At 39.0% G+C, this 24,895-nt stretch carries 20 protein-coding genes and 2 pseudogenes; 11 read left to right on the forward strand and 11 right to left on the reverse strand.

The annotated features are described in order from the left end of the window. The first annotated feature begins 184 nt into the window (after positions 1-184). Complete coding sequence (locus AA650_RS11000) at positions 185-5,653, forward strand: translocation/assembly module TamB domain-containing protein (protein ID WP_053539056.1); 5,469 nt, start codon at positions 185-187, stop codon at positions 5,651-5,653. A gap of 228 nt (positions 5,654-5,881) precedes the next feature. On the opposite strand, the gene AA650_RS11005 is transcribed toward AA650_RS11000, so the two are convergent. Then, positions 5,882-7,717: an APC family permease gene (locus AA650_RS11005; RefSeq protein WP_053539057.1), complete on the reverse strand. Its 1,836-nt coding sequence runs from the start codon at positions 7,715-7,717 to the stop codon at positions 5,882-5,884. A gap of 439 nt (positions 7,718-8,156) precedes the next feature. Between AA650_RS11005 and AA650_RS11010 the strand changes: the two genes are divergently transcribed. The 3 genes from AA650_RS11010 (at position 8,157) to AA650_RS11020 (ending at position 11,371) form a co-directional block, all read left to right on the forward strand. Next, positions 8,157-8,828: a pentapeptide repeat-containing protein gene (locus tag AA650_RS11010; RefSeq protein ID WP_053539058.1), complete on the forward strand. Its 672-nt coding sequence runs from the start codon at positions 8,157-8,159 to the stop codon at positions 8,826-8,828. A 767-nt stretch (positions 8,829-9,595) separates the two neighbouring features. Continuing rightward, on the forward strand, positions 9,596-10,420 hold the full coding sequence (locus tag AA650_RS11015; protein WP_053541257.1) for an SDR family oxidoreductase: 825 nt from the start codon (positions 9,596-9,598) through the stop codon (positions 10,418-10,420). Between the two features lie 21 nt (positions 10,421-10,441). Continuing rightward, positions 10,442-11,371 (forward strand): alpha/beta fold hydrolase, encoded by a 930-nt coding sequence (locus AA650_RS11020; RefSeq protein ID WP_199924425.1) that lies wholly within the window; start codon positions 10,442-10,444, stop codon positions 11,369-11,371. A 7-nt stretch (positions 11,372-11,378) separates the two neighbouring features. Here AA650_RS11020 and AA650_RS11025 read toward each other — a convergent pair. From AA650_RS11025 to AA650_RS11030, 3 genes and pseudogenes are all read right to left on the reverse strand, one after another. Further along, positions 11,379-12,264 (reverse strand): annotated as a pseudogene (locus tag AA650_RS11025) (bestrophin family protein). A gap of 346 nt (positions 12,265-12,610) precedes the next feature. Further along, positions 12,611-12,808, reverse strand: a complete 198-nt coding sequence (locus AA650_RS26385; protein ID WP_234413368.1) for a transposase — start codon at positions 12,806-12,808, stop codon at positions 12,611-12,613. A 143-nt stretch (positions 12,809-12,951) separates the two neighbouring features. After that, entirely contained in the window at positions 12,952-13,857 is a 906-nt protein-coding gene (locus AA650_RS11030) for an RNA-guided endonuclease InsQ/TnpB family protein (RefSeq protein WP_234413369.1), read from the reverse strand. A 61-nt stretch (positions 13,858-13,918) separates the two neighbouring features. Here AA650_RS11030 and AA650_RS27845 point away from each other — a divergent pair, with 61 nt between their 5' ends. Next, positions 13,919-14,086, forward strand: coding sequence for a hypothetical protein (locus AA650_RS27845; protein WP_168634134.1), 168 nt, complete (start codon positions 13,919-13,921; stop codon positions 14,084-14,086). Positions 14,087-14,143: 57 nt separating this feature from the next. Here the strand turns inward: AA650_RS27845 and AA650_RS11035 are convergent, their stop codons facing one another. Next, a complete protein-coding gene (locus AA650_RS11035; protein WP_053539060.1) occupies positions 14,144-15,025 on the reverse strand; it encodes an MBL fold metallo-hydrolase in 882 nt (293 codons plus the stop codon). 333 nt (positions 15,026-15,358) lie between these two features. Next, entirely contained in the window at positions 15,359-16,156 is a 798-nt protein-coding gene (gene surE / locus AA650_RS11040) for a 5'/3'-nucleotidase SurE (RefSeq protein ID WP_027400770.1), read from the reverse strand. A gap of 454 nt (positions 16,157-16,610) precedes the next feature. Here surE and pheS point away from each other — a divergent pair, with 454 nt between their 5' ends. Then, positions 16,611-17,603, forward strand: coding sequence for a phenylalanine--tRNA ligase subunit alpha (gene pheS / locus AA650_RS11045; RefSeq protein WP_053539061.1), 993 nt, complete (start codon positions 16,611-16,613; stop codon positions 17,601-17,603). A 230-nt stretch (positions 17,604-17,833) separates the two neighbouring features. On the opposite strand, the gene AA650_RS11050 is transcribed toward pheS, so the two are convergent. Next, positions 17,834-18,397, reverse strand: a complete 564-nt coding sequence (locus AA650_RS11050; protein WP_053539062.1) for a Uma2 family endonuclease — start codon at positions 18,395-18,397, stop codon at positions 17,834-17,836. A gap of 686 nt (positions 18,398-19,083) precedes the next feature. On the opposite strand from AA650_RS11050, the gene proB reads away from it, so the two are divergent. Both proB and AA650_RS11060 read left to right on the forward strand, forming a co-directional pair. Next, positions 19,084-20,193, forward strand: a complete 1,110-nt coding sequence (proB, locus tag AA650_RS11055) for a glutamate 5-kinase (RefSeq protein WP_053539063.1) — start codon at positions 19,084-19,086, stop codon at positions 20,191-20,193. Positions 20,194-20,283: 90 nt separating this feature from the next. Further along, complete coding sequence (locus AA650_RS11060; RefSeq protein ID WP_053539064.1) at positions 20,284-21,471, forward strand: FtsW/RodA/SpoVE family cell cycle protein; 1,188 nt, start codon at positions 20,284-20,286, stop codon at positions 21,469-21,471. 338 nt (positions 21,472-21,809) lie between these two features. On the opposite strand, the gene AA650_RS27850 is transcribed toward AA650_RS11060, so the two are convergent. Both AA650_RS27850 and AA650_RS28695 read right to left on the reverse strand, forming a co-directional pair. Then, entirely contained in the window at positions 21,810-21,953 is a 144-nt protein-coding gene (locus tag AA650_RS27850) for a type II toxin-antitoxin system HicA family toxin (RefSeq protein ID WP_199924426.1), read from the reverse strand. Further along, positions 21,946-22,362 carry a type II toxin-antitoxin system HicB family antitoxin gene (locus tag AA650_RS28695; protein ID WP_234413371.1) on the reverse strand — a complete coding sequence of 139 codons (417 nt, stop codon included), beginning with the start codon at positions 22,360-22,362 and terminating at the stop codon, positions 21,946-21,948. Before AA650_RS28695 ends, AA650_RS27850 begins: the two co-directional genes overlap by 8 nt. A gap of 245 nt (positions 22,363-22,607) precedes the next feature. On the opposite strand from AA650_RS28695, the pseudogene eno reads away from it, so the two are divergent. From eno to AA650_RS11080, 3 genes and pseudogenes are all read left to right on the forward strand, one after another. After that, positions 22,608-23,246 (forward strand): annotated as a pseudogene (eno, locus tag AA650_RS11070) (phosphopyruvate hydratase); the annotation flags it as partial. 33 nt (positions 23,247-23,279) lie between these two features. Continuing rightward, positions 23,280-23,699, forward strand: a complete 420-nt coding sequence (locus AA650_RS11075) for an element excision factor XisH family protein (protein ID WP_027400758.1) — start codon at positions 23,280-23,282, stop codon at positions 23,697-23,699. Continuing rightward, the gene (locus AA650_RS11080; protein ID WP_053539065.1) at positions 23,687-24,022 is read left to right on the forward strand and encodes a XisI protein; all 336 of its coding nucleotides are present in this window, start codon (positions 23,687-23,689) and stop codon (positions 24,020-24,022) included. Before AA650_RS11075 ends, AA650_RS11080 begins: the two co-directional genes overlap by 13 nt. Before the next feature lie 62 nt (positions 24,023-24,084). On the opposite strand, the gene AA650_RS11085 is transcribed toward AA650_RS11080, so the two are convergent. Next, a complete protein-coding gene (locus tag AA650_RS11085) occupies positions 24,085-24,393 on the reverse strand; it encodes a FitA-like ribbon-helix-helix domain-containing protein (RefSeq protein WP_015080227.1) in 309 nt (102 codons plus the stop codon). Positions 24,394-24,441: 48 nt separating this feature from the next. Continuing rightward, positions 24,442-24,642, reverse strand: a complete 201-nt coding sequence (locus tag AA650_RS11090; protein ID WP_199924427.1) for a hypothetical protein — start codon at positions 24,640-24,642, stop codon at positions 24,442-24,444. Positions 24,643-24,895 lie beyond the last annotated feature (253 nt).

The following is a 24,895-nucleotide window of genomic DNA, read 5'->3' on the forward strand; positions in this document are numbered from 1 at the left end:
TCTCTCTGTGTACTCTGTGCCTCTGTGGTTCGTTTCTTAGGATAATTTATTTCTTGGAAGTCTCTAAACGTAAAATTATGTCAATATTCATTTATATTTCTAGTGCTGTGGATAACCTTGAGGCTTGTCCGGTTTCAGTAATTAGTGTTTTGCCAGATATCTGGTAATCAAAGCGTGCAAACCTATGTCTAACTCTCCTAGTCAAAATTCTCGCCCCGGTAATTCTGGGATTAATCGCCTATGGTGGACGATAATTGGTCGTGCTGGCTTAGGTATAGGTGCTTTGTTATTATTAGGAATTATTGGTGGTGTTTGGCGATTAAAGGGTTTTGTTGATCATGATTTAGTACCATTAGCAACCCAAGGTCTTACTAATACTCTCAATCGTCCAGTAAAATTGGGAGCAGTTAAATCCTTTTCCCTGACTGGTGTTCAGTTTGCCGCTTCGGAGATTCCCGCTACACCGACAGATCCAGATCGGGTAAATGTCAAAGCAGTAGATGTAGGATTTGATATTTGGAAGTTAGTTATTAACCGCAATCTTCGATTAGATGTAACTTTAATTAATCCAGATGTTTATGTTGAGCAGGATAGGCAGGGAAGCTGGTTAACGACTACTATCGCTCCACCTACGGAGGCAGGACTGATTAAAACCGATTTAGATAAATTGCGGTTTCGGGATGCAAATTTGGTATTAGTGCCGAAAGTTAGTGAAGGGGCAAAAATTTCTTTACCAGTCCCTGTGGGATTTTCTGGGGTTAATGGCACGGCTCAACTCTTCTTAGATAAAAATCGCCTAATTAAATTAGACTTGGCTGGTAAGGCTGTCAGTGGGGGTGATATTACCATTGTTGGCGATTTAATTCCTGAGAAAACTTTAGTTGGGGATTTTCGACTTAAAGCTCAAAATCTTCTTGCCGCAGATATTACCCGGATTGTAACTTTACCACTGATTTTACAGACTGGTAAGGTTAATGGTGATTTGCGAATTAAGGTGATACCAAAGCAGAAAACCTTACTTTATGGCAATGCGGCTCTAGAAGGGGTGACGGTGCAAATTCCCAATCTGCCCCAATTGCTCAATAATAGTCAGGGAAATCTCAGTTTTGATGGACTGTTAATTAAATTAGATCATATAGTTACAAATTATGGAAAGATTCCGTTAACAGCATCGGGTACTATTGATCAGCAAGCAGGGTTTAATTTAAAAGGGCGTGTAAATGCGGTAAGTTTAGCTAATGCCCAAACAACGCTAAAGGTAAAGTTACCATTTCCGGTGAGTGGTATAGCTCAAGCCGATTTACAGATAGTGGGGAGAGTTTCCCAACCTGTATTGTCTGGTAATGTGAGGACGTTAAAAATTGCCCAAATTGATAAAGTTGATTTTGGGCAAGTTAGCAGTAAATTTGAGCTTATTAGTAGTCAATCTCTTCTGAAAATTACAGATATTCAAGGTAAAACTACCTATGGCGGCGAGGTTAAGGGTGGGGGGATAATTAAACTTGGTAAAGTATCGGCGCTGAACTTGCAATTACAAGCGGAAAATGTGCCTGGGGATGCGATCGCTCAAGTATATAATATCAAAACAGGCTTCCCCATTGGCCTGATGACAGCTACCGCGGAATTGAAGGGTGTGGCTACTAATACCCAAACTGTAGTTAAATGGCAAGCTCCTCAAGCCAAATACCCGGCAACAGGGACAAGTATTATTCATAGCGATCGCACAGTTTCCTTTAGTGATATAGTTGCCAAGGTTGGCGGCGGTATAGTTACTGGTAGTGGTAATTATAGTTATGATAGCAAGCGTTGGCAAGCTTTAACTCAAGCTAGTAAAATCCAATTAACATCTTTTGTTGACCAAAAACAGCAGGAAAATATTTCTCTAGCTGGGGCAGAATTTAACGGTAGGTTGCGTTTATCAGGAAATTCCTCGCCATTTCAAATAGAAACAATTATTCCTGAAAATGCCAATGTCAACATTGCAGGTGGCACAGTCAATATTTCCCAAATCCAATTAAATAACCAAAATTTTACCGCTTTGTTGCAAGGAAAAGACTTACGGTTAGCAACAATTGTTAAACAAGCTAACCCAATTTTAAATAATCCCCTATCAGGTAATTTTATGATTACCAGTAACAGGGAAAATTTCAGTCTAAAAACCTTTTCTGGAATCGGTGAAGCCTTTCTATATATTGGTGGAAGGACAATTAAAGCTGCTAATATTCAAGTAGCAGAAGGTCGCTATCAGGCGAAAATTCAAGCTGATAATATACCTTTAACAAAACTCGTAGGGGCGCAGGGCCTGCGCCCAGAAATGCAGGGAATGATCACTGGTCAATTGCAAGTAGCGGGTTCGGTAGAATCATTCCAACCAGAAACTATTCAAGGAGAAGGGAAAGGCTATTTAACATTACCTAGTGGTATAGTTAAAGCTTCCGAGATTCAACTGAATAATGGCCATTATCAAGCCTTGTTAGCTACTTCAGGTTTGCAATTAAAGCCTTTTAATCAGCAGTTAAAAGGACAGTTGGCAGGAAAGTTGCAAGTATCGGGAACTCTAGCTGCTCCCACATTAGCAGATGTAGCTGCTGTTGGTCAGGTGCGGTTGAGTCAAGGTTTATCAGGTATGGATGCACCTATTCAAGCTGATATTGGTTGGAATGGAGAAAAGCTAACTATTGATGGTTATAATAGTGCCAATTTTCAAGCTAATAGTTCAACGGCGCTCGCTATAAAAGGTTATTTATTAGCTAATGCTAAGAAATCGGGTATTCCAGAAATTACTGATGTTAATTTGAATATCCAGGCAAGAAACTATAGTCTGGAAGGATTGCCAGTGCAACTACCTGATCTTGTTGATATTGCTGGCAGATTGGATTTTAGCGGACAGGTGACGGGAAAACCTACCGCTCCAAATATTACAGCTAAGTTAGGGTTACGGAATTTAAAAGTTCAGGAATTGGCTTTTGAGCCATTATTGACTGGTAATTTAAATTCTGTGTCAGGACAGGGGTTGAGTTTAGATGTTGCTGGTGTGAAAGACCGCATAGCAGTTAATTTAGATGGTAATAATCGCCCAAAATCCATTTTAGTTCAGTGGCAACAAGCATTGTTATCAGGTACAGCAACAGGATCTGATTGGGATATAAATGTGACTAATTTTCCTTTAAAAGCTTTGAATATAGCTTTACCAGCAAATACTCCTTTAAGTCCAGGAGGAGTGAGAGGATTATTAACAGGGAATTTGCAAATTAATTCGCAGACATGGGCTACAACGGGAAATATAGCCATTGAAGAACCGGAACTGGGGAGAATTAAAGGCGATCGCTTTGCAACTCAACTGCGATACGATAATAATACCTTCATCCTCAATAACAGCGAACTTCGCAAAGGTGAAAGTAGATATACCTTTACTGCCAACATCAAACCCTGGGCAAAAAAACCGCAACTGCGAGCAAATATCAACATTGACAAAGGCAATATTCAAGACATTCTCACCGCAGCACAAATCTTTGATATTCAAGACTTCCAGCGGGGGTTAAACCCACCTATCTACGGCACGGCTGTGGATTTAACCACCCAATCTCAAGGCTTACCATTAGAGTCTCTATTTAACCAAATACAACGATTATCAGAAATTAATGCCCTACTAAATAGCCAAAAACAAAAACGATTAGATACTCAACCTATCCCAGAATTAAGAGACTTAAAGGGGATTTTGAATGGTGACATTTCCATTAATACTGCCACAACGGATGAACCAAGAATAAAATTTAACCTCCAAGGACAAAATTTTACCTGGGGGAACCCAACAGAACCAAGTCGCTTTTATCGGGCAGAAAAAATCATAGCTGAAGGTGGTTTTACAGAAGGAACTTTGCGGTTACAACCTTTACGAATTCAATCGGAAAACAAGTTAATTGCCTTTACAGGTTACGTTAGTGGTAAAACCCAATCAGGTAAATTAACAGTTGAAAACTTTCCCATTCAGCGATTTAATAATTTAGTGAAACTGCCGCTGGGAATTACAGGTAAGCTAAAACTTAACGCAGCCATAGCAGGTAGTATTGCCAATCCTCAAGCTACAGGAGAATTAAACATTACAGAAGGAACAATTGATAAAAAACCAGTGGAATCAGCTAATGCTAGTTTCAGTTATGCTAATGGACGTTTAAACTTTGGTAGTCAGGTACTAGGAGTGGGGTCTGAACCTGCAAATATTGATGGTAGTATTCCCTATACTTTACCCTTTGCTTCTGAAAAATCGGACAGTGACAACGTTACTTTAAATGTCAATATCAAAAATGAAGGGTTGACACTTTTAAATCTCTTTACTAATGAGATAGCTTTTGAAAAGGGACAAGGAGAATTAGATTTAAAAGTTCGAGGAACTAGAAAACAACCTTTCGTGAAAGGAACTGCTTCTCTTGATAATGCTACCTTTAGCGCCCAAGCCTTACCAGGAAAGTTAACTAATGTGAATGGTAAAGCAATTTTTGATTTAACTCGTGTGTTTATTAAAAGTCTTGAAGGTAAATTTAGCAATGGTAAAGTGGAAGCTGTGGGAGAATTGCCAATTGCTAATAGTAAAAATGTGCAAATAGATATTCCCTTGATGGTTAATTTAAGACAATTATCTTTAAATCTCAAAGATTTATATCAAGGAGGTGCTAATGGTGATTTAACAATTACTGGTTCTCTTCTCCAACCAATAATTAGCGGTAATATAGAATTATTCAATGGTCAAGTATTGTTAGCAGAATCTAAAGATGAAAATTCATCATCTGCAAAAATTAATGACCTTAATAAACTAGATACAGCGGGTAAAATTACTAAGTTAAATGATTTAAAATTAAGATTAGGAAAAAATATCCAAATTTCTAAACCACCAGTGTTCAAGTTCCAAGCTTCTGGAGATCTAACTGTGAATGGTTCTTTAGCTGAACCCATACCAGATGGACCTATTAAGTTAACCAAAGGTACAGTAAACTTATTTACTACCCAGTTAAATTTAGCAAAAGGTTATCCACAAACTGCTACTTTTAGTCCTCGTCAACCCCGTGACCCTGATTTGAATATTCGCCTATTTGCGAAGGTTTTAGACATAACTCAAAATAGTGATTTAAGTAGACAAGGTTCTCTAGGTTTAGCAGGGTTAGAAACTGTGCGAGTAGAAGCTAGTATTAATGGTTTAGCTAGTCAAATTAATGATAATTTGCAATTAAAAAGTAATCCTTCCCGTTCAGAAACACAAATTGTCACCTTGCTAGGAGGCGGATTTGTTGACAATCAAGGACGTGGTGATAGTACCCTGGGTTTAATTAATATTGCCGGTTCGGCTGTTTTCAGTAATTTCCAAGGTGCATTTAATGAAATTGGTGATGCTTTTGGTTTAAGTGAATTGCGAATATTTCCCACTATTCTATCTGAAAGACCAGAAGCAGGGAGAAATAACTCATCTTTAGAATTAGCTTTAGAAGCAGGAATTGATATTTCTGCAAAATTCTCTCTTTCTACCATTAAAATCCTCACAGCAAATGATCCCTTACAATGGGGGGTTAATTACCGCATAAATAATCAATTCCGTGTCCGTTCTTCCACTAATTTAACTGATGATAGTCGGGCTGTAATTGAATTTGAAAGAAAATTTTGAGGAATCAAGCGGTAGGGGCGCAGGGCCTGCGCCCATTCAGAAGAATGAAGAATGAAGAATGAAGAATGAAGAATGAAGAATGAAGAATGAAATTTCTCCCCTACTCCCCTACTCCCCCTACTCCCCCTACTTCCCCCACTTCCCCCACTTCCCCTACTCCCCCTACTCCCCCTACTCCCCCTACTCCCCCTACTTCCCTACTCCCCCTACTTCCCTGCCCCCTGTTCCCTATAAATAATATCTAACAGTTGTGACAATACGATTTTTCTTAGCTCGTAAAGCATTCTTTAAAAACAAAGTGGTTTGATTATGTAAAACACTATCCCACCAATTACGAGGTACAAAAACTGGGATAATAACAGTTGTAAAAACATCTGGATGAAGTTCTTTAAACTGAGTAACAAAATCCACAATTGGGTCAATTACAGAACGATAGGGAGAGTCAATAATTTCCAAAGGAATATCCGATTGGAGATTTTGCCATTTTTCTTGAAGTTTTTCCCGGTTCGTAGACCCAATATCTACGTGAACAGCCACAATTTCATCAGCAATTGTCCGTGCATAGTCTAAAGCTTCTACTGTGCCTCGGTTCAGTTGTCCGACCACGACTACCGCAGGGTGAGTGATAACCGCTGGTTTGGGAATGGAGATATAACTGCGGGGTGCTAAATCTTGAATACTCAGACGTTGGGCTACATATTGATAATGTTGATGAATGGCTGCAAATAAAGCCACGACTAACGGAATTGCTACTACAACTAACCAAGCACCTAAGATGAACTTTGTAGAAATAATCACGAACAATACAATGAGAGTAGCGAATGCTCCTAACCCATTCATAATTGCGCTTGCACGCCAATTGCTAGTTTGTCCTTGAAACCAGTGACGAACCATGCCAGCTTGGGAAAGGGTAAAAGAAGTAAATACACCCACTGCGTAGAGAGGGATAATGGCGTTAACTTCACCTTTGAAAATAATCGCTAAAATTCCCGCACAACTACTGAGGAGAATAATACCATTGGAGTAGACCAAGCGATCGCCCAATAGGGACAACTGACGGGGTAAAAATCCATCTCGTGCCAGAAAATAACACAGTCTAGGAAAATCCGCGTAACTGGTATTTGCAGCTAACATCAAAACCAACAGGGTAACAATTTGCAGAAAATAGTAAATAGGTCCTGTCCCCAAAATTACTCTTCCCAAGAGGGAAACTACTGTTTGTCCATCTTCGGGAACAATATGATAAATGTTTGCTAGGTAAGTGATACCCACAAACATAAATCCCAAAATCACCCCTAAATACAACAGAGTTAGCCGAGCATTTTTCCATTCTGGGGCTTTAAAAGCTAATACCCCATCAGATATTGCTTCCACCCCCGTCAATGCTGTACATCCCGCCGAAAAAGCCCGTAAGATGAAGAATAAACTTATTCCTTCCGTAGCAGGAAGAGCAGGATATGCTGCCGGAACTTGCCCAGTGCTATATTTAAACAGCCCAATGCCAATTAATAGAAAAATACTCACAATAAAGGCAAAGGTCGGAACCATAAACAACTGTCCTGATTCCTTGACACCTCTAAGATTTGCCAGCATTAATAAGAAAATGAAAATCAAACACAGAAGCACTGTATGAGATTGGAGTGCAGGAATTGCTGATGTTAAAGCCGCTGTACCCGCAGATATACTGACAGTGACAGTCAAAATATAATCAATCATCAGCGAACCACCAGCCACTAGTCCTGGATAAAGACCCAAATTTTCTCTAGCGACAATGTAAGAACCACCGCCATTAGGATAAGCACGAATGGTTTGCCGATAGGAAAGAACAACTATGCCTAAAAGGGCGATAATTGCGATCGCAATGGGTAGAGACAAGCCGAGAGTGCCACTTCCTGCTGTCACTAAAACGAGCAAAATCTCTTCTGTTGCATAAGCCACAGAGGAAAGAGCATCAGAAGAAAGAACCGCCAAAGCTGCCGCGTTGCTCAATCGTTCTTCGCTATGGGCGCTCGTTGGTAAGGATTTACCGAGGAAAAATTGCTTAATTTGAGGGTAGAAGGACATATAAAGTCCGCTTGGAAAATATGTTAACTAGAACTCAGTTGAGAATAAACTCAAACCTGAGTTTACAGAATATAGTAATTTAGGCAGATTTGTAACAAATTAACCATTACATTTTAGCCTAAAATTTTGCTAACAAAAACAAGCCTCTTTAACTACCGCTCGATGCTGGGGAAGGTGCAAAACGCAGGCGGAAACATCTTATAGTGAATTTGCAGGAAAATTATCAGATTTATTTCCCGCAAAAAGAACGGTTTTAGTGAAAAATTTCCCCTATTAACTCTTAAGAGAACTCCACAAAAAGAAATGCCCAATGTCATTCTGTTCGCGCAGCGTGCCAGAGGCATTACGAAACGAAGTGTAGTAATCAGTCGCTATACTGAAAAAATAACCGCATAACTCATCATTTGTTCAATTATTAATTAATATTCATCAATACACCATGACGAGCGAACTGGAGCGATACTACAGAATCTTAGAATTAGAGCCAGGGGCTACACTCGAACAAATAAACCAGGCTTATAAAGATTTAGTGTTTGTTTGGCATCCAGACCGTCTGCCTAAAGACAATCTGCGCTTGCAACACAAAGCCCAGGAAAAGCTGAAATTATTTAATGAAGCTCGTGATAAACTGCGATCTTTACGGGATAACCAGCCCACTCGCGCTTATTCTCCAGCACCTCAAGCCAATAAACCATCATCTACATACTCTTATCCACCACACACAACTTATCAACAACCACAGCCAAATTCAGATTTAAGCGGTAAAGATTTTAGTCGTGCTAATTTGAGTAACCGGGATTTATCAGGCAGAAATTTGAGCTATGCCAATCTAAGTGGGTCTAATCTTAGTGATACCTTTATGCACAAGGTGATTCTCAGAGGTGCGGATTTGTCAGAAGCTAATTTATTTAGAGCTAACTTACTCTTAGCGGATTTAAGAGATGCCAATTTACGCTCGGCTAATTTGATTGGTGCGGATCTTAGCGGTGCTGATTTGCGGGGCGCTGATTTGACAGGAGCGAGAATTCGTTCAGGCGATCGCCTGCTGGTAAAATTGATTGGAGCTAAATTAGCTGGAGCCATCATGCCTGATGGTATAATTCATACCTGAAAACAATCCCAAGAGGCAAGAGGCAAGAGGCAAGGGGCAAGAGGCAAGAGGCAAGGGGCAAGAGACAAGAGGCAAGAGGCAAGAGGCAAGAGGCAAGAGGTAAGAGGTAAGAGGTAAGAGGTAATAGGCAATAGGTAATAGGCAATAGGCAAGAGGCAAGAGTAAAGAAGTTTTCAGGGATTTTACGTTTCTTTACAGAGTTTGGTTTTTTTCCGTTCACCTACTTAGGGAACACCAAAAAATAAATTACCCAATTTTGTGGGATGGGCATCCTGCCCGTCCTTGATGATTAGCGGGCAATTCGTCCCGCACCACAAGAAATTTTTGGGTATTTTTTTAATTGGAAGTCCCTTAGGGCTTGCTGATAGCGCAGCGTGGCGTTAGCCATACTCCTGAATGGGCGCAGGCCCTGCGCCCCTACCTCCTAGCGTGGCGTTAGCCATACTCCTGACCTCACAGACAACTTTTTCAGCAAACCCTACTTAGTTATAGCCATTAAAATTAATAATATAGCCATAATCCATAATATGTGAGAGAATCTACTTCCTGCTCTTTGACTCCCGAAGTCAAGTTTACATACAAAATAGGAATGCTGTATTCACAAAATTTAATGATCAATGTGGCTTCCTTCTCAGGTTATATATTTGAATAGGCAGAAAATTTTAAGTAAAACTAATACTTATTAGTCAGAAACTTCTGGATTCCTGTACTATTGACGATTGACTGGTAATTGTTAAAAATAATTTATTTTAGTTCTATTAATGATCATGAACATTGCAATTATTGGCTGTGGTTATGTAGGTTGTGCAGTTAGCAAATATTGGCAGTCAAACAGTAATTTTATGCTGACCGCAACTACCACTAGCCCAGAACGTATTCCTACTTTAGAAACAGTAGCAAAAAGAGTTATTGTCACATCAGGTAATAATCTAGAAAGTTTGAAAGCCGTATTAAAAAATCAAGAAATTGTTTTATTAAGTGTCGGGGCAAAAAATGCAGATTCTTATGAAGAAACTTATGTAGATACTGCGAAAAATCTAGTTTCTCTCTTACCCCAATTTCCTCATATTCACCAAGTCATCTATACAGGTAGTTATTCAATTTATGGAGACAGAAATGGTATCTGGGTAGATGAAGAAAGCCCGCCAGCCCCAGCTAATCGCAATTCTCAACTACTCAGAAAAACAGAAGATATATTATTATCAGCAAACAATGAAAACACCCGCATTTGTATTTTACGGTTAGGTGGTATTTATGGACCGGGTAGAGAACTGGAAAAAATCTTTGGTAGAGCCGCAGGAACAACTCGTCCCGGAAATGGAGAAGATATCACCAATTGGGTTCATCTTGACGATATTGTTAACACCATAGAATTTGCTCGTGAGCATCGCTTACAAGGCATTTATAATCTTGTAGATGATAGTCATCTGACAAATAAAGAATTACTTGATAATGTGATGACAAAAAACAATTTACCTAAAGTTATTTGGGATGCAGATAATAAAAACATCCGCCCCTATAATGCCTGGGTATCCAATCAAAAGCTTAAAGATGCTGGATATCAATTCATTCACCCGCAAATAATTTTTTAGCCCCCATTCCCAATTATCATCATGTCATCAGCTACAATCAACAACGGAACAGCATTGCCAACCCAGTATTATTCTTGGCAAAACTATCGCTGTGCTTACGAAATTCATCAACCTATCAATTCGCCAGCAACAGGCATTCCTTTACTTTTAATTCATCCTATCGGTGTAGGTTTATCACGGCAATTTTGGCAACGATTTTGCCGAGAATGGTATGATAAAAATCACCAAAATTATATCTACAATCCCGACTTATTGGGATGTGGTGAAAGTGATATGCCAGCCTTAGCACATACACCAATTAACTGGGCAAAACAGCTACAATACTTTTTGCAAACTGTAATTAAACAACCCGTTATTATCGTAGTTCAAGGGGCTTTATTGCCAGTTGCCATTGAATTAGTGAAACTAGAAAAAGACCTAATTGCCGGGTTAGTATTATCTGATCCTACCTCTCGTCCAGTTATTACTAAAAATGCCCCCAAATGGCAACAGAACTTACTTTGGAGTATTTTTACATCTCCCATAGGTAATGCCTTTTTTCGCTATGCCCGTACCCGCAAATTTTTACATTCTTTCTCATCTGAAAAATTATTTGCTCTCAGTGAAAACGTTGATGATGAATGGCTAAATACTCTCATGGCAGATGCTAAGAATATGAATGGGCGTTATGCTGTATTTGCTTTTTTAGCCAGATTTTGGCAAAGGGATTATAGTCATGATATTGCTTCAATTCCTCACCGCACATTATTAGTTGTGGGAGAAAAAGCTCGCGGCATTAGTAAAGAAAGTAAACCAGAAACTCCCGATGAAAGATTAACATATTATTTGAATTGTTTACCTCAAGGTCAGGGAGTCAAAATCATTGGCAAGAATGTTATGCCCTATGAATATACTCAAGCATTTGTTGAGGTAGTATCACCATTTATAGCTTCTATTTCCAGTTCCATTTAAAATTTCATTATTTATGCACAGTAGGAGTTAAGGTGATTAAATCATCAATATTTCGTTTCATAGTCGTGCAAATTGCGTCTAAAGGTAAATCATTTTCGTCATAACCAAAGGGATTTTCAATTTCTAACCCAATGGCTTCAATACCTAACAACGTAAAGCTAACCAAAGCAGAAATTAACCCAGTCCACAAGACTCTGGACGATTTGAAATGGCAATAGGAAGCAATACAGCAATAATAATTGTTTGAGGTGAATAGCATAAGCCAGCGGCATTGGTGTTCTTAAAATTCGTTCACAAGAACCTAAATTATCTACCAATATATTTAATAGTTCCTGCATAGATGTCAGTTGATAACTATTAATGCAATTACGGTTATATTGCTGTTGTAAATAATCGCTAACCCAAAAGGCAATCTCTAAAGGCGGATTATTGATAATCTTCAGAGTGATGTATTTAGAATCTGGCATTAATGCTTCTAAATCACTATTTATAGGTTCACTTCGTAAATGTAGTTTTGTCGCTATGCCAAAAGCCACAAGTAAGTTTAAAGCCTCAATTTTATGATCTTTATCTTCTGGTTCTTTCTCATCAATAGATACCCAAATTTGTCGAGCTAAATTACGGATAGTATTGACTATTGCCCCCCAGCATTTTCTCCCTTCCCAAAAACGTTCATAGGCTGTATTAGTACGAAATACTAATAACAAACCCAAAACGATGCTGGGAATAACAGTCCCTAAAATTGGTTGAGAAACGGGAATTTTCAGATGATAAAGTATGGAAATTAAAACTCCAAAAGCACCACACAAAAGCACCCGTTTGTAAATCGCCGCAATGACTGATCCTTTTATTTGTAAAGCACTTTCAAACCATGACAGTCTTTTCTCTAACATATAGTAAGTAGGTGGGCATTAAAAATTGTCGTTGGGGCAAGGGAACAGGAAACAGGGAACAGGGAACAGGGAACAGGGAACAGGGAACAGAAAAATCAATTGTGTAATTAATTCTGTCCCATTACTTAGGTGCATTTTTCTTTGTCGGATTTGGAAAATTGAGGATATCCGTTCTATAAAACTTACCCAAAATTACCAAAGTCTAGACACATCTGGACAGCAATAATCTTAGTGTTTATTTCCTGCTTCATCGCGGTCTTAGAATGACTTCCAATCTTGTTTGCCCGCTCCACAGGCAATCTCGGTAGAACTTACCGTTTCTGACCGTAGTTCCTAAAAAGAACCGCTACGCTACAGGGATAAAAATATCCACAAACCATCGGTCAATATTCTTAGCTGCGTTGAGGTCACGATACTCTGTATGTCCACAATCAGGACAAACATAAACGCGGCTTTTTAATGGCATTTTATGACGATGATTACCGCAGTTAAGTAGGTTGGCGTTGAAAATTGTCGTTATGGCAAGGCAAAAGGCAAGAGGCAAGAGGCAAGAGTGAAGAGGGTTTAGGCGATTTTACATTTCTTTACACAGTTTGGTTTTATTGTGTTCACCTACTTAGAGCATATTTGCGAACTAGGAAAGAATCTATCTACAAGGATTAATTCACTGCCAAACTTCTCAGTTTTTTACTCTAATTGCCTTTTAAATTCATACATCCCACAATCTGCAATTGCACCTGCTAATTTGTGGTTCTTCAAAAATGCCTTAACGTGCAAATCTTCTATCTTAATTATGCTGTGGTTTTTAGCTAGATAGTAGGTTAATTTGTGAATAGAATTCTTGCGAATATTAGAAACTTTGGCGTGTAATTTAGCCAATTTTCTCACAGCTTTTTTACGATTATTAGACCCCTTGACCTTCTGGGTAACGCTACGCTGTAAACGTTTCATGCGTTTACTCATCCGGCGGTAGGCTTTGGGGTTTTTGAATATTTCACCATTACTGCAAACTGCTAACTCCTTTATTCCTACGTCAACGCCGATGGTCGGTCTGTCTGCAAGTATAGGAGGTTTTTCAATCTCGTACTTGACAGAAATAAACCATCTATCAGCTTGTCGGGAAATTACACAGTTATGAGTTGCGGTAATTGGTAAAGGTATGGCTAATCGTACCCAACCGATTGACGGTAATTTAATTCTTTTACCATCGTTTTTAATTAACGGTTTCGCCTTAGTCCCTGACTCTAAATAAAAAGAATCGTGCTGTCCTTTTTTCTTGAATCGGGGTTGTTTCGATGTTTTGGAAAAACACCTATCCCATGCTTGGCGTAAGTCAGTTAACGCCTTTTGTGGGACATTTTTGTTAACTTCGTAATACCAAGCGTGTTCAGATTTAACCTCGGCGACTAACTTTTTATGCAAGTCAATCGCTGATGGTAATTTAAGTTTTTCGCCTTCTTTGCGAGTAGCTAAAATATCTATGATTTGAGCATTTGCCCAGTTGTAAGCGTGTCTAGCGACTCCAGAAGCCTTGCGAAAAGCTGTAATCTGTCGGTTATTTGGAATTAGTGCAGTTTTGAATGATAAAAGCATTGATTCGACCTTCAATGTTGTGCTATGATATCTAGTATATCAGACATATTAAGATTTAGCAATGCCTCGGATTAAATTTAAACCACAAAATCAAGTAGCCTACGATAAATCACCCTTGCAATTTAAGGTTTTACCTGGAGTCAGGGAAAAAATTAAAACCGTCCCTGATTGGCAGCAACGGTTGAGGGATTTTGTTGATCAACTTATTGAAGACTTGGACAAACAGTAATATATGGATAGTTATGGGTAGAAATTATCAAGCTGTTTCTACCCCCTACCTTTAGAATCAGACAATCCAGCCGTTTTGAGGATAAAATTCTTTGTTAACTGGGATAACTAGTCCTTCCTTCGCCATAATTGCACCGGGAAAACTCGCACAAGCATCTTCACCGACACGATCTAAATAATCATCATTGTGGTCTGGATCATGATGGTAAATTACTAAGGTTTTCACATTAGCAGCTTTAGCAACTTTTATAGCTTCTTGCCAAGTGGAATGTCCCCAACCAATTTTAGGGGATTTGGGATTACTGTATTCTTCATCAGAATAGGTAGAATCATAAATGAGTACGTCAGCATTGCGAGCTAACCACAAGACATTTTCATCTAAATGATCAGGATAATGTTCAGTATCCGTGATATAGACAGCAGCACTACCTCGCCAATTAACTCGATATCCTACTGCTTTACCGGGATGATTTAAATCAGCGGTTTCTATAATGATGTCATCAATATTGATGGGCTGTCCGATTTGCACATTGTGAAAAGTCAAATTAGACTGCATAACCTGTAATGGTACAGGGAAGTTAGGATGCAGCATTTGGTCATTTAACTGCTGTTCTATAGTAGAACCATCTGGGGCGATCGCTCCATAAATATCAAATTTATTACCACTAATAAAAGCTGGGGTAAAAAAGGGAAATCCTTGAATATGATCCCAGTGGGAATGGGTAAAAAATAAATGCCCCTCTACTGGCATTTGGGACAATAAGGATTTACCTAAAATGTGCAATCCTGTCCCCGCATCAAAAATTAGTCGTTTACCGCCCACCTGCATGGAGACACAAGGAGTATTACCTCCGTAGCGGACTGTATCTAGCCCTGGACTGGGGATGCTGCCCCTAACGCCCCAAAACTGCACATTAAATTGGTTTTCTATCCTAGACATGGGTATTGTTGGCTGGCTAGACTGAGCAAAGGAATCATGAAAACACAGGACTTCTTATTTATTTAAGTGTATGCTATTTTACAAGTTTTATTACTGAAAACAACATACTCGGCTTTCAAAATTGCAAACACTTTGGTGTGAAACGCAGCTAATTTCAGCAGAGGTTAGTGAGAATCAGCAATGCAGGAATTATTATATGTAGCAACCATCAAGGTAGTTAGGACATGAAATAAAACTCCGTCCACAACAGGTTTTTACTCCTGACTGCTGCCATAGCTGTTTTTTTCATCAATGTCATATAATTTCTTCTAGCTGAGATGAAAATGCCTAAATCTAGGGAAATTCAAATTCCCACCCAGATAGCTGATTAAGTCCATGCCCATAAGTCAAATTATATTGTAATGGAGTAATACTGATATATTTTTTTTGAATGGCATGAACATCAAGGGGAATGTGGGTTGGTAAGTTTAATTCTATAGGTGGTTCTACATCTTCGATCACCTCTCCAGTTAACCAGTAGTAAGTTTTACCTCTGGGATCAGTTCGCTTATCAAAAACATCTACGTAACGTCGTACTCCTTGTCTGGTAAAAGTAACTCCAGCTATTTCTTCCCAAGATAGGGGGGGGACGTTGACATTCAGTAACATCAATTCTGGCAGTGGTTGGGCGGCAATTTTAGCAACTAGGATTTCGGCAAATTTAGCCGCTGTTTGAAAGTCTTTATGAGTATGACTGGTTAAACTAAAAGCAATACTAGGAATACCTTCGATGACTCCTTCCATGGCGGCAGAAACAGTCCCAGAGTAGAGGATTTCTGTCCCTAAATTTGCCCCTTGGTTAATTCCAGATAGCACTAGATCGGGTGGAGAATCTAATAAAGCCCATAATCCCAATTTTACACAATCTGAAGGCGTACCATCACAAGCCCAAGCCTTAATATGAGGATGAAAAACAGATTCTACTATTTCCGCGCGAATTGGTTGCAGTAAAGTTAATCCGTGTCCTGTTGCCGATCGCTCTCGATCTGGACAAACTACTGTCACCTCATGACCCGCTGCTGCTAAAGTGTTGGCTAGGGTACGAATACCCAAAGCAGAAATTCCATCATCATTGCTAACTAGTAATTTCATTTGTCAGTTGTTCGTTGTCAGTTGTCAGGAAGAAGGCAATAGGCAATAGGCAATAGGCAATAGGCAATAGGCAATAGGCAATAGGCAATAGGCAATAGGCAATAGGCAATAGGCAATAGGCAATAGGCAATAGGCAATAGGCAATAGGCAATAGGCAATAGGCAATAGGCAATAGGCAATAGGCAATAGGCAATAGGCAATAGGCAATAGGCAATAGGCAATAGGCAATAGGCAATAGGCAATAGGCAATAGGCAATAGGCAATAGGCAATAGGCAATAGGCAATAGGCAATAGGCAATAGGCAATAGGCAATAAATATTCTCCCTGCCCCCCTGCCCCCCTGCCCCCCTGCTCCCCTGCCCCCTGCTCCCTGCTCCCTGCCCCCCTGTTCCCTGTTCCCTGTTCCCCGTCCCCTACTATAGACTAATGACTAATGACTAATCACCAATAACTAATGACTAGCAATTTAGAGGATCAACTTTTAGCATTACGGCAAGAAGGAGAAACAGCGATCGCCTCTGCTGATAGCCTAGAACGCCTAGAAGAACTTAGAGTCAACTATTTAGGCAAAAAAGGGCAATTGGGGGCGCTATTGCGAAGTATGGGGCAAATGAGCGCGGAAGAACGGCCTAAAATTGGAGCGATCGCTAACACAGTCAAAGAAGCCATTCAAAACAGCCTTGACCAGCAACGCACAACCCTAGAATCTGCTCAAATTCAGGCACAGCTAGAGGCGGAAACCATAGATGTCACCATGCCCGGTATTTACCGTCCCCAAGGTCGGATTCATCCCCTCAATGGCATTATTGACCAAACCCTAGATATCTTTGTCGGCATGGGTTACACCGTTGCCCAAGGATCAGAAATGGAAACAGATTACTACAATTTTGAAGCACTTAACACCCCCCCAGATCATCCAGCCCGTGATATGCAAGATACCTTCTATTTACCAGATGGTAATTTATTACGGACTCATACTTCCTCAGTGCAAATTCGCTATATGGAAAAGGAAGAACCACCCATTCGAGTTGTTGCCCCAGGTCGAGTATATCGCAGAGATGATGTAGATGCGACCCACTCAGCAGTTTTTCATCAAATCGAACTTTTAGCCATAGATGAAGGACTAACTTTTACAGACCTGAAAGGAACTGTCAAAATCTTTTTACAATCAATATTTGGCGACTTACCAATTCGCTTTCGTGCCAGTTATTTCCCTTTTACTGAACCTTCTGCCGAAGTAGATTTACAGTGGAAAGGACGTTGGTTAGAAGTCATGGGTTGCGGAATGGTTGACCCCAATGTTTTAAAATCTGTCGGTTATGACCCCGAAGTTTATAGCGGCTTTGCTGCTGGTTTTGGTGTAGAACGTTTTGCTATGGTATTACACCAAATTGATGATATTCGCCGTTTATATAACAGCGATTTGCGCTTCTTACAACAATTTTAATATCCAGGTGGGCATAAGTTCTGCCTGGGAATGATAGCGAAGCGTGGCGTTAGCCATATTCCCAGTCTCATAGCAAAAGTTGTCTTTTGATGACTGAATAATCTTGAGTCTACTAAAGTAGACTTTGGTTATTAGCCCTGATAGCGTAGCGTGGCGTAAGCCATAATTCATTTCTGGGCGGGGTTTACCCGCCCTTGATAAAGGTTCTCATTCCCCTTTCCTTGCTACAGTTATGAATCAAAACTCAACCAACCAAAAATTTCCTTAACTGTTAATTCTAAATTTATATTTTCCAAAATTGGTAATTTATCATCACCTTCATATATTTCAATTTTTTGTCCAGGAAATACAGCCAATACACTTTCTTCTTCTGGGTTTAATAACCAACCTAACTCAGTTCCATGTCGGGAACAATGCAATAATTTTGTTAATACTTTTTTCTGTGGTTGTTCAGGAGAAAGAATCTCTATTACCCAGTCAGGATGAATTTCAAAGCGGTTAGCAATTTTCCCAGATTCAGTTGTGGGAATTCTCTCCCACCGGAACACCGCAATATCAGGAACAATGGTACTACCACCAAAAGTACAGCGTAGTTCGGAGAAAGCTATAGCAATTTTTTGACTTCTGGTTAGTCCATTGACAACTTCAATAAAAGTAGTCTGAATTAAGCTATGTTCACCCTGTGGCATAGGTTTTTGTAGGATTTCCCCCTTAATAAATTCTGATGCTGGTTTAGTTTCTGGTAACTTGAGAAAATTTTCTAGTGTAATCTGGCGTTCAGTGGCTATAGTCATAATTGGTAACTAGAAAGCATAGTTATATTATCAACGATAACCATACCTTCGCCATTTTTTGTAGGTTGGATGAAGCGACAGCGCAATTATATTGGAATGTTTCTTGGTTCTACAATACACATTCAATACTTGTCGGTTAAGGAAATGTAGGTTGGGTTGAGCGATAGCGAAACCCAACAAAATCCTTGATAATGTTGGGTTTCGTTCCGATTGCTTGGCGTTCACGCAGTGTCCCGCAGGGATACGTTTACGTTCCACAACCCAACCTACCATATAATGACTTTTCAGGCTTAACCGAGCAGTATTGAATACACATTTTGGTTATCTCACGTCTACCTACTTAGTGCCGCTAGGCGAAAATCAAAAGTCAAAGGTCAAAACGAAGACGGTATAAGCTTTTGGGAGATTTATAGTGGTTGGTTTATTTTCGCCGTGCTGTATTAATAGTTTTAAGATACAAATCTTTACAAAGATTTATCATTCGTCAGGAAAGTAAATCTAAAGAAATAGTTAAGGAATTATCAAATTCGCAAAAAATCAGAGATTATTAATTTCAATAACATCAGGGTCAGCCTAAAAAGACCCTAGCAGATAATAGATAAATATAAACCCGTACAGCGCCAACCTTCACCATAGAGGGATTGGTGCTGTATAATTTTTTGGGAATAACAACTGACCACTAACTAATGACCAAAACAATTGTTGTTAAAATCGGTACTTCTAGCCTTACTCAACCAGAAACAGGACAATTAGCCCTTTCTAGTATTGCTACTTTAGCGGAAACCCTCTGTGATTTGAGACGACAGGGACATCGGGTAATTTTAGTTTCTTCTGGCGCGGTGGGAGTCGGTTGTGCGCGGTTAGGGTTAACGGAACGTCCCAAAACTATAGCTTTAAAACAGGCTGTAGCAGCAGTTGGACAGGGTAGATTAATGCGTATATATGATGATTTATTTAGTATTCTCCAACAACCAATTGCTCAAGTATTATTAACTAGGGCAGATTTGGTACAACGTAGCCGCTATCTGAATGCTAATAATACTTTTCAAGAATTACTAGGTTTGGGAGTAATTCCTATAGTTAATGAAAATGATACAGTAGCGGTAGAAGAATTAAAATTTGGGGATAATGATACCCTGTCTGCATTAGTAGCTAGTTTAGTAGAAGCAGATTGGTTATTTTTATTAACGGATGTTGATAGATTATATTCAGCCGATCCTCGTTCCGTACCCGATGCTAAACCGATTAGTTTAGTTAGTAGTATGCAAGAACTGACAGATTTACAGATTCAAACTGGTGGACAGGGTTCTCAATGGGGGACTGGAGGGATGATGACTAAAATTTCGGCAGCGAGAATTGCGATCGCTGCTGGTATCCGTACAGTCATTACTCAAGGACAGTTTCCCCGAAACATTGAAAAAATTATTCAAGGGGAACTCATTGGTACACATTTTGCACCGCAACCAGAACCAACCTCAGCCCGCAAACGTTGGATAGCCTATGGTTTGATTCCTGGAGGAAAATTATATTTAGACGAGGGGGCGATCGCTGCCGTTGTCAAAGCGGGAAAATCCTTACTAGCAGCGGGAATTAAAGCCGTAGAAGGGGAATTTGACAATCAAGAGGCGGTGCAATTGTGTGATAGTAATGGTGATGAAATTGCTAGAGGATTAGTGAATTATAATAGTGAAGAATTGCAGAAAATTTGCGGACGACATTCACGGGAAATCCCCTCAATTCTGGGTTATGAAGGCGCAGATACTGTGATTCACCGAGATAACTTAGTTTTAATTTAAATACAGGATTTCTTGTAGTAGGGGCGGGGTTTCCCCACCCAGGAGTCAGGAGAAGAAAGAAGAAAATCACCAATTACCAATTACCAAATTGTGAATCTACTCCGTTTAATCCCAATTTTTGATAATTCTGTTTCTAGCTGGGGTTTAGAAGCCCGATTGTTGCGCTGGCTAACATTAACGTGGATGTTTATTGGCTTAATCATCCTCTTTTCCGCATCCTATCCCGTTGCTGATGCCCGTCATGGTGACGGTTTGTATTATTTTAAACGGCAAATTCTTTGGGCTATAGCTTCCTTAATTATTTTCAACATCATTGTTAATCTGCCATTGCGAAAAATCTTGGGTGTATCTCATTGGTTTTTAATATTTTTTCTGATGCTGATTTTTCTGACATTAATACCAGGATTAGGAAAAAAAGCCTTTGATGCTGCTAGGTGGATAGCCATTGGCCCCATTCCTATCCAACCATCAGAATTAATTAAACCCTTTTTAGTTTTACAAAGCGCCACACTTTTTGGCCAGTGGGAAAAACGACCTTGGGGAATTCGTTTATCTTGGTTGGGTGTTTTTGGTCTTGTGCTTTTAGGAATTCTTGCCCAACCTAACTTAAGTACCACAGCACTTTGCGGCATGACAATTTGGTTCATTGCCTTAGCAGCAGGAATACCATATAAATATTTGGGAGGAACAGCCTTTGGTGGTCTGCTTTTAGCATTACTCAGTATTAGTATCAAAGAATATCAACGTAAACGCATTATGTCCTTTATGAATCCTTGGGGGGATGCCACAGGAGATGGTTATCAGTTAGTACAAAGTTTATTAGCCGTAGGTTCAGGGCAAACTTGGGGGTCGGGATTTGGACTTTCTCAACAAAAGTTATTCTATTTACCAATTCAAGATACTGATTTTATCTTCGCAATTTTTTCCGAAGAATTTGGTTTTATTGGCGGTATTTTACTCTTGCTAATGTTAGCAATATTTGCCACTTTAGGATTAATTATTGCCCTTAAATCCAAAAATCTCACATCCAAATTAGTAGCAATTGGTGTAGTAGTTGTCATGATTGGCCAATCACTATTACATATTGGTGTAACTACAGGTGCGTTACCAACTACAGGCTTACCTTTACCTATGTTTAGTTATGGTGGTAATTCGATGGTTGCTAGTTTGGTATCTTCTGCGTTATTAATTCGAGTAGCTAGGGAGGGTAGTGAAGCAGAAGTAGTCCCTTTACGAAGAACACCGTCTGAACCTCGGACAAGAAGACGATTTTTTTAGCGTAAAACATCTATCCCGCAAAGAACTCAAGTCATCTCATTCCCAGTCTCTGACTGGGAATGAATTCTAGAAGGCTCTGACTTCAATGATAAGTAATTGGACAAAAATATTTACAGTCATTGCGAGGGAAGGGAAGCAATCACAACCCTTGCGATTGCTTCATTTCACTTCGTTATATATGGCTAACGCCACGCTGCGCTAACGCAATGACATTGTGTAATTAATTCTGTCTCACTACTTATTAGAGGCAGAGCCTCATTAACTGCATTCCTAGTCAGAGACTAGGAACGATGAGATGCTTCGTTTCGATTCGCTACACTCAGCATGACAAAACAGGATCATTTATTTTCTGGCTTACTCTTACCATTTTCTCCTAATCTCCGCAATTTAATATGACTACCTTTTTGGATAATAATTTCAAAACCAAAGCGATTAAAAATATCAATGATTTCCTGTGCTGATAATCTTCTTAACTTAGCCATAAATCGGCTGTAATTCAAAAATAAAACGAATAGTTGGATGTTCAATTAATCCAAAATCCTGTGGATTTTCCCCTTCTAAATGCAAAAAAAAAGCATCGGTACAATTTTTCACAACTTCATCTAAAGTATCCCCTTGAGTAACAACAGAAATTTCTACACACTCAGCCACATAACCAAAATCGTCACCTGTATGAATTATGGCGGTAATACTTTTTTTGTTCATAAATAATCTCTGTAATTTTAGGAAAATTATAACATAAGCAGATTTAGAAATATATGTCAGAATCAGGATATCCAGGATTTGAGGATTTACAGGATTTTGTACATAAATATTGAAAATAGCAATTGATGTATGCAAAATCAGTAAAGTATCAATAAATAATCCTGTACATCCTTTAATCCTGAGCATCCTGATTCTGACAAAATAAATTATCAATAAATAATCCTGTCAATCCTTTAATCCTGTACATCCCGATTCTGACAAATTCCATGTTTCCTTCCATACTCAGCGAGCATTATCACCCGTCACGATTGGAAATCTTCTTTAATCTCAGCCGATTTTCCCCCAGAAACACATAAACTAGCGATTGGGTTATTAGTAAACTGTAAAGGTTAAACCCTGACGACATACTCAAAATCAAGGACAAACCACGAATGACTAAATTTCTAGACACCGCTATTGAAGCCATTGTCTCCCGCGAAATCCTCGACTCACGGGGAAGACCTACACTAGAAGCGGAAGTACATTTAGCTGGTGGTGCAGTCGGACTCGCACAAGTTCCTAGCGGTGCTTCCACAGGCACATTTGAGGCTCATGAACTGCGAGATGGGGATAAAAGCCGTTATGGTGGTAAAGGAGTCCTCACGGCGGTAAAAAACGCCAATGAGATATTAGCACCCAAATTATTAGGTTTGGATGTCCTCAACCAAGAACTGTTAGACCGGACAATGATTGCTACAGATGGTTCAGCTAACAAATCTAACTTAGGTGCAAATGCCATTTTAGGTATTTCCTTAGCAGCAGCCAAAGCAGGTGCAGCAGCTTTAGATATTCCTCTCTATCGCTATTTGGGTGGACCTTTGGCGAATTTATTGCCAGTCCCCTTAATGAATGTGATCAACGGTGGAGCGCACGCATCTAATAACGTTGACTTTCAAGAGTTTATGATTGTCCCTATCGGTGCGCCTTCTTTCAAAGAAGCTTTGCGTTGGGGTGCGGAAGTATTTGCCACTCTCAGCAAAGTGTTAGATGATAAAGGTTTGCTGACAGGTGTAGGTGATGAAGGTGGTTTTTGTTAGGCTAAAGTTAATATTCTTGATTTAGTAATGCCACAGTACGATTTATATCACAATCAAGTTAAAAATGCTCTAACCAAAGATGGATGGGTAATTACCGATGACCCCTTTATACTAGAATACAAAGGCTTGCGTTTATATGCTGATTTAGGAGCAGAAAAATTATTTGCTGCCCAGAAGATGCAGCAAAAGATTGTAATTGAAATAAAAGTTTTTAATAGCCCTTCTTTAATTACAGAATTAGAAAAAACATTAGGACAATATAATATTTATGTTAGTTTAATTAAAAGAATCAATCCAGAACGTAAATTATATTTAGCGATTCCTGAAGCTGCTTATCAAGACTTTTTTCTTAAACCAGCTATTCAAGATATTTTAAGTGATCAACAGCAGATTAATTACATTATTTTCGATCCAATTCAGGAGGTAATTGTACAATGGATAAGTTAGAAAAATACAGAAGAATTATAATTAGTATTGTTGGAAATCACGCTAAGTATAAACCTAGTCATGGAAAAATTGAGGCTTTATGTATTTGTGATCAAGAATCTGATAATTATTTGTTAATGGATACAGGTTGGGATAAAACAGGTAGGGTTCATGCAGTGGTGTTTCATCTGCGAATTATTGATGGTAAAATCTGCATTGAATGGGATGGTACAGAAAGGGGGATAACTGCGGAATTATTGGAATTAGGAGTAGAAAAGGATGATATTATTTTAGGGTTTATTCGTCCTGAATATCGGCAGTTTACAGATTTTTCTGTAGCTTAAAATAAAGTGTAAAATAAAATCAGAAGTTTTGGAAAAAATTATGACAAATACGTTGAGGAATATCATAACTCATTGTGATGATGTGCTTTTAATAAATGTTCTTCAGCCATTTCTTTTTTGACATCTTGAATTAAATCAATAATTTGCTCATGGGAATTATATCCTGTATTATCTAAGGATTCTTTTACCTGTGCTGCTAATATTTCTAGGGGAATTAATGTTTGTTCCTGAAAATTTTCTTGAGGATTTTTGGTAACAGCTTGTGTTAAAATTAGTTTCAACTCAGTCTCTAGAGTACGTCCATGTTGTTCTGCTTGATATCTGAGATTTTCGACTAAGTTGGGTTCTAAGTTATCTAGAATTATTTTCATATTTCATACATAGCTTGCGATTGGTTTATATTATAGCATTTTTCATGATTATATATCAACGCGGTAGGGGTTTAGCAATGCTAAACCATTTTTATGAATCAACATTTCCTCTTTTGGCTTTTTCCACTTTCTCAACTTGCTTGGGTGCTTCCATTTCGTTGAATAGTCGGATAGCTTCATTAAAGTTGGTGTGGCTTTTTTCGGCTGCTGATATGTTAAGCCGAAGTTAATATTTTTTAGCAATGCCACAAGCATTTTTTATTGTTAGGCAGATTTTATCAGTATTTTAACGGATACAGCACTTCCCAGTGTTATGAGGTACATATGTGGCGGGTAAGATACCCGCACTACAAGAGTTTGATGATTCAACTTTGTACCTCATAAGAGCGAAAAACGCTGTAATAGTTTGGGTGCGGACTCTTACGTAATTGTTCACCCAGTATGATAAATTAAGAACAAAAATAATGGTTATATTTACATAAAATACTATTTTGTTAGATCC

Source organism: Anabaena sp. WA102, from assembly GCF_001277295.1.
In the GTDB taxonomy this organism is placed as follows: domain Bacteria; phylum Cyanobacteriota; class Cyanobacteriia; order Cyanobacteriales; family Nostocaceae; genus Dolichospermum; species Dolichospermum heterosporum.